At 37.7% G+C, this 13,511-nt stretch carries 11 protein-coding genes and 1 riboswitch; of the genes, 6 read left to right on the top strand and 5 right to left on the bottom strand.

All coding sequences use genetic code 11. From position 1 onward, the window contains the following. Window positions 1-4: 4 nt before the first annotated feature. Window positions 5-1,129, top strand: coding sequence for a cytochrome-c peroxidase (locus tag DVR12_RS07855; RefSeq protein WP_116975084.1), 1,125 nt, complete (start codon window positions 5-7; stop codon window positions 1,127-1,129). Window positions 1,130-1,195: 66 nt separating this feature from the next. Here the strand turns inward: DVR12_RS07855 and DVR12_RS07850 are convergent, their stop codons facing one another. Both DVR12_RS07850 and DVR12_RS07845 read right to left on the bottom strand, forming a co-directional pair. Beyond that, window positions 1,196-2,833, bottom strand: coding sequence for a serine hydrolase (locus tag DVR12_RS07850; RefSeq protein ID WP_116975083.1), 1,638 nt, complete (start codon window positions 2,831-2,833; stop codon window positions 1,196-1,198). Continuing rightward, window positions 2,826-3,173 (bottom strand): DUF6249 domain-containing protein, encoded by a 348-nt coding sequence (locus DVR12_RS07845; protein ID WP_116975082.1) that lies wholly within the window; start codon window positions 3,171-3,173, stop codon window positions 2,826-2,828. Before DVR12_RS07845 ends, DVR12_RS07850 begins: the two co-directional genes overlap by 8 nt. Window positions 3,174-3,269: 96 nt before the next feature. Here DVR12_RS07845 and DVR12_RS07840 point away from each other — a divergent pair, with 96 nt between their 5' ends. Then, complete coding sequence (locus DVR12_RS07840) at window positions 3,270-3,854, top strand: RNA polymerase sigma factor (RefSeq protein WP_116975081.1); 585 nt, start codon at window positions 3,270-3,272, stop codon at window positions 3,852-3,854. Then, complete coding sequence (locus DVR12_RS07835; RefSeq protein ID WP_116975080.1) at window positions 3,851-4,186, top strand: hypothetical protein; 336 nt, start codon at window positions 3,851-3,853, stop codon at window positions 4,184-4,186. Before DVR12_RS07840 ends, DVR12_RS07835 begins: the two co-directional genes overlap by 4 nt. Before the next feature lie 29 nt (window positions 4,187-4,215). Here DVR12_RS07835 and DVR12_RS07830 read toward each other — a convergent pair whose 3' ends face one another. Further along, a complete protein-coding gene (locus DVR12_RS07830) occupies window positions 4,216-6,207 on the bottom strand; it encodes a WG repeat-containing protein (protein WP_116975079.1) in 1,992 nt (663 codons plus the stop codon). 541 nt (window positions 6,208-6,748) lie between these two features. Further along, a riboswitch (cobalamin riboswitch) is annotated at window positions 6,749-6,957 on the top strand. Window positions 6,958-7,178: 221 nt separating this feature from the next. On the opposite strand from DVR12_RS07830, the gene DVR12_RS07825 reads away from it, so the two are divergent. Continuing rightward, complete coding sequence (locus tag DVR12_RS07825; RefSeq protein ID WP_199417063.1) at window positions 7,179-8,363, top strand: PKD-like domain-containing protein; 1,185 nt, start codon at window positions 7,179-7,181, stop codon at window positions 8,361-8,363. A 151-nt stretch (window positions 8,364-8,514) separates the two neighbouring features. After that, window positions 8,515-9,516, top strand: coding sequence for a c-type cytochrome (locus DVR12_RS07820; protein WP_199417062.1), 1,002 nt, complete (start codon window positions 8,515-8,517; stop codon window positions 9,514-9,516). A gap of 175 nt (window positions 9,517-9,691) precedes the next feature. On the opposite strand, the gene DVR12_RS07815 is transcribed toward DVR12_RS07820, so the two are convergent. Further along, a complete protein-coding gene (locus DVR12_RS07815; RefSeq protein WP_116975077.1) occupies window positions 9,692-11,383 on the bottom strand; it encodes a sodium:solute symporter family transporter in 1,692 nt (563 codons plus the stop codon). 97 nt (window positions 11,384-11,480) lie between these two features. Next, the gene (locus DVR12_RS07810; protein ID WP_116975076.1) at window positions 11,481-12,350 is read right to left on the bottom strand and encodes an inositol oxygenase family protein; all 870 of its coding nucleotides are present in this window, start codon (window positions 12,348-12,350) and stop codon (window positions 11,481-11,483) included. A 114-nt stretch (window positions 12,351-12,464) separates the two neighbouring features. Between DVR12_RS07810 and DVR12_RS07805 the strand changes: the two genes are divergently transcribed. Next, window positions 12,465-13,469 carry a LacI family DNA-binding transcriptional regulator gene (locus DVR12_RS07805; protein ID WP_116975075.1) on the top strand — a complete coding sequence of 335 codons (1,005 nt, stop codon included), beginning with the start codon at window positions 12,465-12,467 and terminating at the stop codon, window positions 13,467-13,469. Window positions 13,470-13,511 lie beyond the last annotated feature (42 nt).

Raw genomic sequence — 13,511 nt, 5'->3', positions numbered from 1 at the left:
AAACATGAAAAGAACACTTAGCATATTTACAATACTAATTGCTTTCTTCACAGGAAGTAGTTTCTTATCTGAAACAGATCCTTCATATCTACGGGTATTATACCAAAAGCCAATATCGGAATGGCCTAAACCAGATATCGATTCCGGAATAATTTGGGCAGAATTCAAATCACTTCCCGGAACAGATACCTCCTATTTTAGTTTGATTGCACAACCAAAAGTAAAATTGGGTAAGTTTTTATTTTTCGACCCAATTTTATCAAACAGTAATCAGATCTCTTGCAGTAGCTGTCATGATCCTCATAATTCCTGGGGTGATGGCAGAAGAGTATCCCTTGGTACAGATCATCTGGAAGGTACCAGAAATACACCTAGTTTATTGAATATTGGTTATAGAAAATCATTCTTCTGGGATGGTAAAGCTCTTACATTGGAAGAGCAGGCAACTTTCCCTATTCAGGCCCATCACGAAATGGATATGAAGTCTTCTCAATTGGGGCCAAAACTCAGTGCCATCAAAGCATATAAAAAACTATTTAAAGAAGCTTATGGCACTGAGGAGATAACAACCCAGAAGATTGTACATGCCATCGCAGAATTCCAGCGCACAATTACCAGTAGGAAAAGTCGCTTTGATAAATTTCTGGATGGAGATTTTAAAGCATTAACAGATCAGGAAATCTTTGGTATGCATTTATTCAGAACCAAAGCCAGGTGTATGAATTGCCATAATGGCCAATACCTGACAGATGAAAGTTTTCATAACATCGGCCTGACCTATTATAAGCGTAAATATCAGGATTTGGGTAGGTATGAAATTACACATAATCCAAACGATGTTGGTAGGTTCAAAACACCTTCCTTAAGAGATGTAATGCATAATGCCCCATGGATGCATAATGGATTATTTAATGACATTACTGGTATTGTGAATATCTATAATAGTGGTATGCATATGATTGACCCAACTCCTGAACAAGCAGCAAAAGATAGTTTATTTCCTTTTACTGACCCTATTTTAAGGAAATTGAATTTAACTAAAGATGAAATTGCGGCGGTTGTAGCTTTTATGGATGCTATTTCTGCAACCCAATATAAAATGTCGAGGCCGGAACTTCCCAGAGATTAATAATGACTTAATATATAGTGGGATGGCTGAGTGATTTGAATATAAGTTATCATAATATTAAGAAGGTTATCTCTTAACTGCATATTCATTTCCATTTTGAACTTTTGTTAATCCCTTTACGGTTCCGGTACTATCGGTATCAAACCATAGTTGCGCATCTAAATATTTTGCGTAGAATTTATCTTTTTCAAATGGAAGGATAAGTTGCCTGATTTGTTGATTACCTTCTCCTAACCCATATAATTGAGTTCCATCTCTGATAATATGAAGTATAAATTTAGAGTTAAAGATATAATCTCCTGTATACTTATCTAAAATGGCGGGATTTACAGGTTGCTCAACCATAAATTTAAATGCTATTTCTGTGGGCATCCAGTGTTGAGTTTCTCCTGTTCCTGATGTTTCTAAGTATGCAATTCCATTCTTATTACTTTTGATAAAATGAAAAATTTCCAGACTATTTTTTGAAAAGAAAGTAGTTTCTTCGGCTGCATATAGTTTTTCTTTACTTCCTCCGGAAAAGTAAGAATAAAGTGCTCCGTCTATTAGTTCAATTTTCCTTTCAGATCCATCTTTTGATCTATATACCGCCTGATATTGCTGTAATTTTGCAACCGGGATAGATATTTCCTTACTTGGATAAGGTTTATTAATTACAATAGCGGCTAGTTTAGAACACAGATTCTCAGGATTAAAATTTTCACAATTGCCAAGCAAAATCACACAAACCTTTTCGGTGGGTAAATAAGTAATAAAAGACGTAAATCCATTAATTAATCCGTCATGTTTGATACTAGGCACACCTTGTATATTATTTATATACCATCCGTATCCGTAACCTGTAGATTTTCCATTAGCCAGGTGAAAAGGAGTTGTTGCAGCTTTAAAACTCTTTGCAGAAATAAATCGATTAGTCTCAAGGGCCAATATCCAGGTATAAAGATCATCAACAGTAGATAAAATTGCTCCTGCAGAATAAGGTTGTGTCATGCTAAGGAAATAGGCATTTTCATAAGAAGTCTGATTTATCTTACGATAACCTTGCACTCTGTTACTAATAAGCTTATATGGCTGATCATAACAGGAATTCATCATTTTCAGAGGTGCGAATATTTCCTCTTCCAGATAAGCTGCATATGGTTTCCCGGTGACCTTCTCAATGATGTAACCCAACAATACATAACCGTTGTTATTATACTGCATTTGAGTTCCGGCCTCAAATTCCGCAGGTTCTTTCTTAAATAGGTTTATTAACTCCTCGGGGGTAAAGTCTCGTTTTCTCAGCTCAGGATTCCAGTATCCCCGGCTCAGGCTAAGCCCGGAGGTATGAGTAAGTAGCTGTTCTATGGTAATTGAGCCGTTGGGAAAATCTTTTATATATTTACTGATACAGTCTTTCAGTGAAAGCTTCCCCTGTTCCGCCAATTTTAATATTATACTGGCTGTGAATTGTTTGGTTATGGATCCTATTCGAAATTTAGAATCAATTTTCATTGGAACATTCAATTCAAAATTTGCCATACCAAAAGCAGCTTTGTAGATTACCTTTCCTTCTTTGGCAACAAGTACCACATATCCGGGATCTGAGGTTGAAAAAGCAAGCTTTAATGTTGCATCAAATGCTGAATCGTATAACTGAGCATTTGCAGTTGTACCAATTAATAGCAGAAAGCAAAGCATTACTTTATTTGAAATACTAAACATAATTTTTACCAATTAATCGTTTAAGAATAAAAAAAGCAATGATCAGGCTGACCCCCGTAAATACAAATACAGTTGCCACAAGTAATACTACGGGATTCAAACCAGGCAATAGATTCTCTAACACAAGTCCGGTTATTGCACCCAGAGCAATCCCAATAAATACAATCCCCAATACCAGTAAGGCAGGTAAATAACTGATATGCTTACTAAAAAAATCAGCAGGCAATCCTTTCTCTAAAACCATCAATCGTTCCTTGTGCCTGGTAGTAAAGTAATAGTAACAAAAACTATAAATCGTAAGGGCGAGTGCGATGACTACAGCGGCGGAAGTAATTTGCATTGTTGTCTTATTTAATTATTTATATTGGTTAGACAGTATTTCATGTCAGGTGGTCACATGTGACCACCTGACATGAAATACTGTCTAACCTTCTGAATGAAATTTTTAAAGCCACATAACAAGGAAGACGAATTACTGGCCAGGGCTAAACTAGGCAGCGATATAGCTATCAGGGAAATCGTAGATTCCTATAGTAAATATGCATTTACTATAGCTTTTGGGGTACTCGCAAACAGGGAAGACGCGGAAGAAATCGTACAGGATGCCTTTCTGAAAGCATTTACATCTCTTGATAAGTTTAAACAAACCTCCAAATTCTCTACATGGCTATATAAAATTGTATATCATACAGCCCTGAATAAATATCAATCCAATAAAACAATTTCAGTTAATGCAACAATCTCAGACAACTTACATTACATACCCACAAATCTGCAAAGCTGGGACAACATTCTTAATAATGAGAGAAAAAAATATGTTGATTCAGCCCTTAGTCAATTGGAGCATACAGACAGATCAATTATCACACTCCATTACATAGCAGAAAAAAGCATCAGTGAAATATGTGAAATAACAGGATATAAAAAATCAGCCATTAAAATGAGGCTATTACGGAGCCGTAAACAACTTGAAGGATATTTCAACACATTGCTTAATCAGGAAATCAGGGAACTACTATGAATACAAAAAATGAAGTAACAATAAAAAAGATATTACAACAACATGCTATCCAGGAACCATCTGCCGGATTCAACGAGCGACTTAACATCCAGGTAACGCATCAAACAAAACTTAACTTCTCAAAAAAAAATGAAATAAAGCTTTCCTATGGAAAGGTTGTGCTGATACTATTAATCACCCTCAATACATTTATCTTATTTATACTAGGTCTTACAGCACTAACACCTTCTGTATTCATTCCTCTGATATTCCTGACTATCAGCGTAATTATTACCATGATTATCATTGTATCAATGGTAAAAAAGAAAATCATCACAGATAACCAGGATTAATGATAACCATAGCAGCACTTCAAAAAACACTAACGTATTCGCTTACCAATAATAGAAAATTTATCGGATTCAACTTTTATCAATCCCCCTACTAATTCAATTATAGAATAAGTATATCCTGTTACCCTTGTATTACTTCTGTTTAATACAGTCTTGTATCCATTATTCTCGACTTTAAAAACACCCAATCCCAGACTTCCGGTTTTATCATATTTTCCACCGAAAAGTAATTCTCCCGTAGTAGTAAAATAACCATAATGCTCTCCGTCAAAACTATAACTAGCCAACCCTGTCATTCTGTTAAATTTACCAATATGCACAAACTCTAATGGCATAATAGTTTTCCCTTCGCTATTAATCAATCCATATTTACCATTGTCCGCTACCATTATATAATAATCCTGAAAATCAGCCCGCTCAATGGATTCTAACGAATTATCAGCTGGTACTGTAGTTCCGTCTCTCAAAATAAAATATCCTCTATTTTCCAAAGTTTTTACATAATAAAACCCTTCATCTATTTTAATAAGACTATTGAAGACATCAGACTCCTTTCCATTTACTTTCAGTGTCTGAATTTTTCCGCTACAACTCATCCATTGTGTCATTACTGTATCCCCTCTAAAATCTGTTGCCAGAATACTATTATCTGCAGGTCCATAAAATATTCTCGAATATGCACGTTTCGTAAGCGGCTCAAAATTTTCATTCAATAAGGTTTCCCCTGCTTCATTAGAAGCTATAAATCCCTTTCCACCACAAATTCTTAATTTACTCAAACTCCTGAATGGCACATTCCTGATTATCTTACTATCTTTCAATGTAAATACATCAATTTTATATCTATTTGCATCTTTTAGAACAGCATAGCCCAACTTATCATCAAGAGTCCTGATATCTGTATACTTATTTGATAGCAAAGTTTTTCCGTCTTTTAGCCTGATTGTTCCCCCTAACCGTTCTTCATTTATAACCTGTACAACCTGATTATTTATGAATGAAGTCCGATAATATTTCGCAGGAACAACCCAGCTACCATTTCGATTTATTACTCCCCATTTCTCAGTTCCTCCCTGATCTTTCACCGATGCTACTGCATACCCGGATTCATTAAATTGGCCAATCGTTCCAAATACCTGATCAACAATAATCTGTCCTTTAAAATTTATCAGATACCTACCATCTTTCCAGCTTAAGTTTGCCAATTGCTTCTTCTCATCAATGATCTCAATATATACTTCTTTTTCACTGGTCAATTCTCTTTTAGTTTTAATATTGATGATTCTACCACCAAGTGTCCAGTACTCTGAGTCTATAATTTTAAGAAAACTTCCTTCATCGTTTATCCAAATAGTATCTTTAACATTCTGGCTAACATAATAGTATTTCTTAGCTTCAGGACTAATTTTATAGAAGAGCTGTCCTTGTTGTTCCAGAGGTTCAATATTATAGAATACCGGCTCAATAATTGTCTTATTAGCCGCATCTAAAACTCCAAATCCTTTATTATTTTGTATAATAAACGTGCTTTTACTTGTAGGAGTAATTGAATAATAATATCTGGAAAGTAGCGCTTTCCCTGTATTATCAAAATAATTACAGGTATCCGATTGATAACCTACAAATCCTTTCTCTTTTTTCTCAACAAAATCATACTTAGGAGCAGTTAGAATTGCGCCACCTGCCGACTTTAAACCATACTTTCCATTTTCACTATAAAGAAAATTTCCATCGGCCAATTGCAAGGTATCCAGAATAGGTATACTATAATTAGCTGCAAAACGTGAAGGGGTTTTAAATAATTCTTTAGTTTGCAACATCAGATTAGTAAGCTCATTTCTTGACCTGACGCTTGTCGAAGCCGGAATTCCCATGATACTTGAATAATCGGGCTCTAATGGAGAATTACGGGTCAGCTCACCCCCTTCTTTCATTCCCAATTTATTATAAATGGTCCGGGTTTGCGCGTGTATGCTCAATGGCAATACAGACATAAGTAACAACCAATAGCGGTATCTCATAAGTCAGGTTATCTAAATACAAAATTTGGGTATAAATATATTTATTTTATTAATACCTTTTTAATACTTAAAACCTTTGCTGCCATTTTGCAGCCACTAATCGTATTTTTAGATACAGACCCAGAGGCCTGTTACAGTTATATTCATCACCCTCGAATCTCTTGTAATATGCCAGCGCAATTAATATTCATGATCCCATTATGCTATGCTTGTCTGCATGCCCTCATCGGACTAAGCCTCTATTTGACTCATCGCAGTACCAGTTATTACCTTCCTAATCCTTATCATCATAATTTCATCCAGTTGCTTCTGCTATTCATTTCCGGAATAGGAAGCGGGTTTCTATTATCAATAATCCGGTAAACAGAAAATAGCTATAAATGGTCATTGCTTTAACTCACAATAAACCTTTCTTTTACACTCAGAAGAAAATAGAACTCATTTATAATCAAGCCCCAAAGATCAGAGCTGCTTTGCAGCTCTTTTTCATACCTGTACTCTCTTACACTGAAGGGCAATTTTGCACAAATGAATTATTATCCTAATTTTGCGCCGTTATGGTTCATCTGTCAGCTATCTTTTGCCAGATGATTAAAAGGGAACTTGGGTGCAACTCCCAGACAGTCCCGCTGCTGTAAGTCTCAATAATGTTAAGGCATTTCTATTAGCCACTTTCTCTATAAACCAGAGATGGGAAGGCTGCCCAAAACAGAGATAAGTCAGAATACCTGCCAGACAATTATAATTTTTAAGCTTTCGTGGAATGAAGCTTGGAATAATTTCAACCTGTGGAACAATAGTTTCCACACCTTGATATTTCCTTACTTTTTCGTGTGACGAAGGTAGTTATGTGAATATTGCGTTTAAGGGATCATGTATCCACATGGCCAAAGGCATTTTTTTGCCTATCAGGTATGTTATGTACAGAATTCACTCAACCGCAACTGATATGGATATAAAAACCAAACATAATGAGAAAAAAATGGCTACTCCTTGCCATGGCAGTAACGCTATTAGCTGTCAGTTGTTCGAAAAATGATGAACATGCAGCACCGGTTATTTTACCGGCTATCGATATCACAACTCCTGCAGGCGGTTTTAAGGCCGATAATATGCAACTTGTACATATCGACCCTACAGTTACAAATGCCGAGAATGCAACATTTACCTGGATGCTTGGTAAAGATACCTTAGCTACAACCAAATCGCTTTCCTATGCTTTTGACTCCATCGGAGTATTAACACTCAACTTCACAGTTAAAACAGCTGCAGGTAATACTTCCAGGGAAATACCGGTTACTATCTCTGCTGTAACTGTTCCTTACAAAAATGCAGTTACTCAGGTATTTGAGTTTTTTCCGGCCCCCGGTCAATTCACCAATACTTTGCCAACCTGGAATAAAGGTGAAACCGCTGAGGATATGGCAAAAAAAGCATTAAATGAACTTACTAATGAAAGAATGGTATCGTTAGGCGGCTTCGGAGGTTTTGTAACAATGGGATTTGATCATACCATTCTTAATAAACCCGGTGAATACTCCTTTATTGTTTTAGGTAATGCCTTTGCTAATAACGGAGAACCGGGAATTATCCAGGTAGCTCAGGATGTCAACGGAAATGGCCTGCCTGATGATGAATGGTATGAAATCGCAGGTTCTGAACACAATAATCCAAAGACTATTAAAAACTACCAGATTACCTATTATAAACCCGATGAAAACAAAACCCGGGTACCTAGTAGCGATAGAACAATTTCCGATAGCGCGTATATCAGATACAAGGATAACCAGGGCAAAGAAGGGTATTTGTTAAAAAATATTTACCATAACCAGTCTTATTACCCACAATGGAAAGGCGACAGTATTACCTTCACGGGTACACGGTTACGTGACGATCATATCGTTAATACTTCAACCACGCCAGGTGGACAATACTGGATATTACCGGCCTTCGATTATGGATATGCCGATAATCAGCCTAATAATAGCGATGCCGCTAAAATTAAGCTGGACTGGGCCATTGACAAAAATGGCAAGCCAGTTAAGTTAAGTGGCATCAACTTTATCAGAGTGTATACTTCTATCCGTAAAGAAGCCGGATGGCTGGGCGAAGTGTCTACCGAAGTTGCCGGAGTAAGAGACTTTAATATCAAATAACCAGATTATTATTCTGATTTGAAAAAGTCCTGGGATCCTCCCGGGACTTTCTTATTTTAGCCAACTATATGGACAATTTCAGTGAACAATGTTTAGGAATCTATGCCTGAAATCCATCCACGTTTATGTAACAATGAAAAAAAGCCAACGTATGCGTCGCTTAGTTATCACCAGTCTAATTTGCGGTGGAGCAGTCTCCATTATTATGTCCTGTGGCTCTTCGGGAAGCCAGCAAAAGAAAGCCATCGATAGCTCAGGTACTAAAGTCGTTACAGACTTCATTATTCCTGACACTACATTAATCCCTAATGATAAGTACGGTGAACTCGTACGCTATGGCAGGGAACTTATGCTCAATACGGCCAGGTACATCGGGCCGGATGGGAGTGCCGGAAAATACCTTGGCAACAAAATGAATTGTACCAACTGCCACCAGGATGCAGGAACCAAAGCATTCTCTTTCAATCTGATGACTTCCCACGATAATTACCCTCAGTACAGAGGCCGGGAAGGAAAAGTACTTACATTGGCCGAAAGGGTCAATAATTGTGTTACCCGCCCGCATAATGGTAAACCATTGCCGTTGGATAGTAAAGAAATGGTAGCTTTCTTATCCTACTTCCGCTGGATAAGCAGTTTTGTGCCTAAAGACAAACCTTTTAAAGGTGCGAAAAACCTGCATGTCACCTTCCCGGCTATTGCAGCTAATCCGGAAAAAGGACAACATCTTTATCAGGAAAATTGTGCCCGTTGTCATGGTGTTCAGGGAGAAGGACAATGGAATGAAGACAAAAGCACTTACATATATCCACCACTGTGGGGCAACTCCGCTTATCAGCCGGGCTCTAGTATGCACAGAGTAATTAAACAGGCAGAATGGTTGAAAAACAATATGCCTTATGATAAAGTTAAACCTGGCGTTGCTTTTCTTACAGATCAGGAAGCGATGGATATTGCCGCTTTTGTGAATAATGATGAAATTCACCCTCGACCAAATCCTAAAAGCTTTGATTATCCTCACATCGAAGAGAAAGCTATAGATTACGATCACGGACCATTTAAAGACTCATTTTCGGTAGCTCAGCACAAATACGGACCTTATCAGCCTATCATAGACTTCTATAAAAACAATGGCCTGAAAGCTGTTTATTAGTTTCTCGCAAAGAACCGAAGATTAATATTAAGCAGCAGAGATTTTTATTAAGAGTTAAAAGAATGGGATGTAAATATCTTTCTGATTTGAATAATAATTATCAAAATTTCACATTCAAACTCTTAATAAAAATCTCTGCCTCTTAATATTAGTCTTTCCGCCTTTGCGAGAAACACTACCAGAACTTCACATACAATGCTGATAACAGCAATACTATCGTTGCGATTAATATTATACTGGAAGGAGATAATTTAAACATCCCCTTATCGAGTGTAAAGGCTTTAGGACTGATACGCGGACCAGCAAGACTTATAGCCACCATTACCAGTACTGTAGTCAGGAAAGACCAACCAAGACTAATAAAAAATGGTATTTCATACTCACCATGTGCATTTGGAAATGCACTATATAAAATAGTTTCAGGCCCCATTACCTTCACGGCAATCTGGTTGAAAAATACAGAAGCTGCAAAACCCACAATAATTCCCGCTATCGCAGCAGTACCACTTGTACGTTTCCAGAACATCCCCAGTATAAAAGTGGCAAAAACACCCGGGCTAATAAAACTTGAATATTTCTGTACAAAAGTATATCCTCCAGCCCCACCTATATCAAGTAAATCATTCCAGGTAAATAATACCCCAACAATAATGGCAACAACTATAGTTACCCGGCCTACCCAAACCAATTGCTTTTCATCTGCTTTGGTATGGATATATTTTTTATAAATATCCAGTGTAAAAATGGTGGAGATACTATTGGATTTTCCTGCCAGCGATGCTACAATTGCCGCTGTGAGAGCTGCAATGGCTAAGCCTTTAAGTCCGGCGGGTAATAATGTAAGGATAGCAGCATAGGCCCCATCTTTTTGCCCTCCTTCCAATTGAGGAAGAAACCCGCGCTGATATAATACATATGCAACAATACCTGGCAACATTACAATTACTGGCATCAAAATTTTCAGTAATCCTGCAAATAAAATCCCTGTTCTTGCAGTCGGTAAATCGGCCCCTAAAGCACGTTGAGTGATATACTGATTACATCCCCAATAATTTAGGTTACTGATCCACTGTCCGGCTATGTACATACCGAAACCAGGAAGGATCAGATATTTATTGATATACTCCTGGGAAGCTCCTACTTCAGGTTTGTTGAGCATCATATGGAAATGATCTGGTGCTTCCTGCATTAAAATATTAAAGCCGGCAACAATATCTTTTCCCATTCCAAATTTTTCACTTACTACGGTAAGTGCCATGCAGGTGGTTGCAAGCCCGCCGATAATCAGTACCCCTACCTGAATTACATCAGTATATCCGATTACCTTCATTCCCCCCAAAGTAATTACAACTGCAAAAATTGCCAGGGCAATCATCACTTCATGAAAATAAGCACCACCAAGTAATCCGTTGATTGCCAATGCTCCTAAATAAAGGATAGAAGTTAGGTTAACAAACACATATAAAAACAACCAGAATACAGACATTATGAGCGCTACTGTTTCATTGTAACGCATCTTCAGGAACTGGGGCATGGTATATATCTTATTACGGATATAAACCGGCATGAGAAATACTGCTACAATAATCAGGGCAGCAGCGCCTAACCATTCATATACACTCACGGCTATACCCACAAAGAAACCATCACCGCTCATTCCGATGAATTGCTCAGCCGAAATATTAGAAGCGATTATAGAAGCTCCTATTGCCCACCAGGTAAGTGAGCCTTCTGCCAGGAAGAAATTTTTCGACTCACTGGTCGCATTCTTCTGCTTTTTTCTATAGATCCAATAGCCATAAACGGCAACGATAATGAAGTATAATGCAAAAACGAGGAAATCTTTGTAAACAAGTTGATGCTTCATAAGTGGAATTAGGTGGGCAAACAGAGAATAAAAGACCTTCTCGACAAGCCCCTAAATGGTACTTATCAGGAAGGTCTTTGGATTACATTGTTCCCCGTCAGAATTTTAAGGTGGATGGCAGATACTTCGCTACCAGATCTTCATAATAAGGTTTAAGTACTTTCCAATCCGGAGGTGTTGGACTTTTAGAATAAAGATCGTATGGATTGAAAAGATTTACATATTTAAACATTTCAACGTCATGTTTATCCATCAGGTGTTCATACGCATGTTCTTTATGCTGAGGATAAAATGAGTGATAACGAAGCATATATAAGGCCGGTTCCGGCAAATAAGGCTTCATCATCTGATAAATGTATTCATCGTGGCCCCAACTCAAATGCACATTACGCAAACCGCAATTAGGTTCATACACTCCGTATTTCGTGTTATAATCCGGGTTATTGATATCAGGGTTATTTTTGAAATATTCTGAATATACGATTTTATCGGAGAATGCGCAACCTACGGGATAAGTATCTCCTACTACAGCCCATTGTGGCTCACCAAACAGGCATAATACCTTGCCCATGTCATGGAAAAGGCCAGTAAGCACCATCCAGTCGGGATGCCCATCGGCACGTATTGCCTCTGAAGTTTGCAATAAATGTTGAAACTGGTCCAGATCCGTATCGGGATCGGAATCATCTACCAGTTGGTTCAGAAAATTAAATGCATCCCAAACCGACATTTCCTTTTTATCAAAAGCAAGAAACTCTTTTTCTTTTTCTCTTACAAAAGCATATGATTGGTAGGTATGATTTAAACGGTAGAACTCGCGTACGGTGTCTCTTGGCGGAGCATCATAATTGCGGAACTCTGTTTGTTTCTTTTCCTGATTGATATTCGCAGGATCTGGATAACGCTGAAGCAAGTCATCTTCCCATTGATCTAACGACGTAAGTGGAGTTGCATTTGGTTTATCCATAACTAAATAATTTAAGGAATTCGTGGAAAACGGAGATTTACTTCCAATATGCGATCTTTTCAAAAAACTTCCGCATAAAAGAATAACTTTATTTACTTAACCGATTAAGTAACTATGGAAAATGTTACGATCAGAATGTTGGCGGAAAAACTGCAATTATCAACGGCTACTATTTCCAAGGCATTAAACAACAGTCATGAAATCAGTGAAGAAACACGCAAGCGGGTACAAGACCTGGCTAAGGAGTTGAATTATGTTCCTAATCCGTATGCCAGTAGCCTTAGAAAAAAATCAAGCAAAACAATAGCTGTAGTTATTCCTGAAATCGCTGATAGCTTTTTTGCAGAGGCTATTAACGGAATTGAAGCTGTTGCACAGGAAAAAGGATATCATGTACTTATTTATCTGACGCATGAAAGCAGTGAAAAGGAGCAGGCCATTCTGAAAGATTTCCAAAGTGGCCGAGTAGACGGAGTACTAATTTCGGTTACGATGGAAACAGCCAACTCAGAACATTCTCTTTCACAACTTTCTAAAGAGCTGCCGCTTGTGTTTTTTGACAGAGTTTGTGAAGAGGTAGCAACGGCCAAAATCACCACCAACGACAGTGAAGCAGCTTATATTGCAACCAAACACTTAATTGAGGTTGGATGCCGAAATATAGGTTTGCTGGCCGCATCAGAGCAATTAACCATTATGAGGGAGCGGATTAAGGGGTTTTATCGGGCTTTAACAGAATACCAGCTTCCTGTTACCAATAATTCAGTAACTTATTTTACGAGGGAAGCAAATCAGCTGTTAAGTGATACGCTCAGGCTCGGGAAATTTGACGGAGTAATTGCTACAACTGAAAAACTAGCCACGAATGTATATGAAGCAGCAGAAACTTTAAAACTTCAACTGCCAAAGGATTTAAAAGTAATTGGCTTCTCAAATCTCTCTACTGCCCGTTTTCTATATCCGTCATTAACCACTGTTTATCAACCCGCTTTTGAAATGGGAAAAGCAGCAGCTACTTTACTTTTCAAAGCACTGAAAAACAGCCATGTAACTTTAACCCAGCAGAGTATGGAAATTCCCAGCCAGCTCTTTATCCGAAATTCAACATTACAACAATAAGAAAAGGTGTTCCAGGTTTCCCTGAAACACCTTTTGTGAATA

Source organism: Chitinophaga silvatica, assembly GCF_003419895.1.
Classification (GTDB): domain Bacteria; phylum Bacteroidota; class Bacteroidia; order Chitinophagales; family Chitinophagaceae; genus Chitinophaga; species Chitinophaga silvatica.
This window is presented reverse-complemented; position numbering and strand designations above follow the sequence as displayed.

Excerpts from the sequence above, each read along its gene's own strand:
- DVR12_RS07830 (WP_116975079.1), bottom strand. The coding sequence starts at position 6,207 with ATGAGATACCGCTATTGGTTGTTACTTATGTCTGTATTGCCATTGAGC.
- DVR12_RS07815 (WP_116975077.1), bottom strand. The coding sequence starts at position 11,383 with ATGAAGCATCAACTTGTTTACAAAGATTTCCTCGTTTTTGCATTATAC.
- DVR12_RS07850 (WP_116975083.1), bottom strand. The coding sequence starts at position 2,833 with ATGTTTAGTATTTCAAATAAAGTAATGCTTTGCTTTCTGCTATTAATT.
- DVR12_RS07840 (WP_116975081.1), top strand. The coding sequence starts at position 3,270 with ATGAAATTTTTAAAGCCACATAACAAGGAAGACGAATTACTGGCCAGG.
- DVR12_RS07810 (WP_116975076.1), bottom strand. The coding sequence starts at position 12,350 with ATGGATAAACCAAATGCAACTCCACTTACGTCGTTAGATCAATGGGAA.
- DVR12_RS07820 (WP_199417062.1), top strand. The coding sequence starts at position 8,515 with ATGCGTCGCTTAGTTATCACCAGTCTAATTTGCGGTGGAGCAGTCTCC.
- DVR12_RS07805 (WP_116975075.1), top strand. The coding sequence starts at position 12,465 with ATGGAAAATGTTACGATCAGAATGTTGGCGGAAAAACTGCAATTATCA.
- DVR12_RS07835 (WP_116975080.1), top strand. The coding sequence starts at position 3,851 with ATGAATACAAAAAATGAAGTAACAATAAAAAAGATATTACAACAACAT.
- DVR12_RS07845 (WP_116975082.1), bottom strand. The coding sequence starts at position 3,173 with ATGCAAATTACTTCCGCCGCTGTAGTCATCGCACTCGCCCTTACGATT.
- DVR12_RS07855 (WP_116975084.1), top strand. The coding sequence starts at position 5 with ATGAAAAGAACACTTAGCATATTTACAATACTAATTGCTTTCTTCACA.
- DVR12_RS07825 (WP_199417063.1), top strand. The coding sequence starts at position 7,179 with ATGAGAAAAAAATGGCTACTCCTTGCCATGGCAGTAACGCTATTAGCT.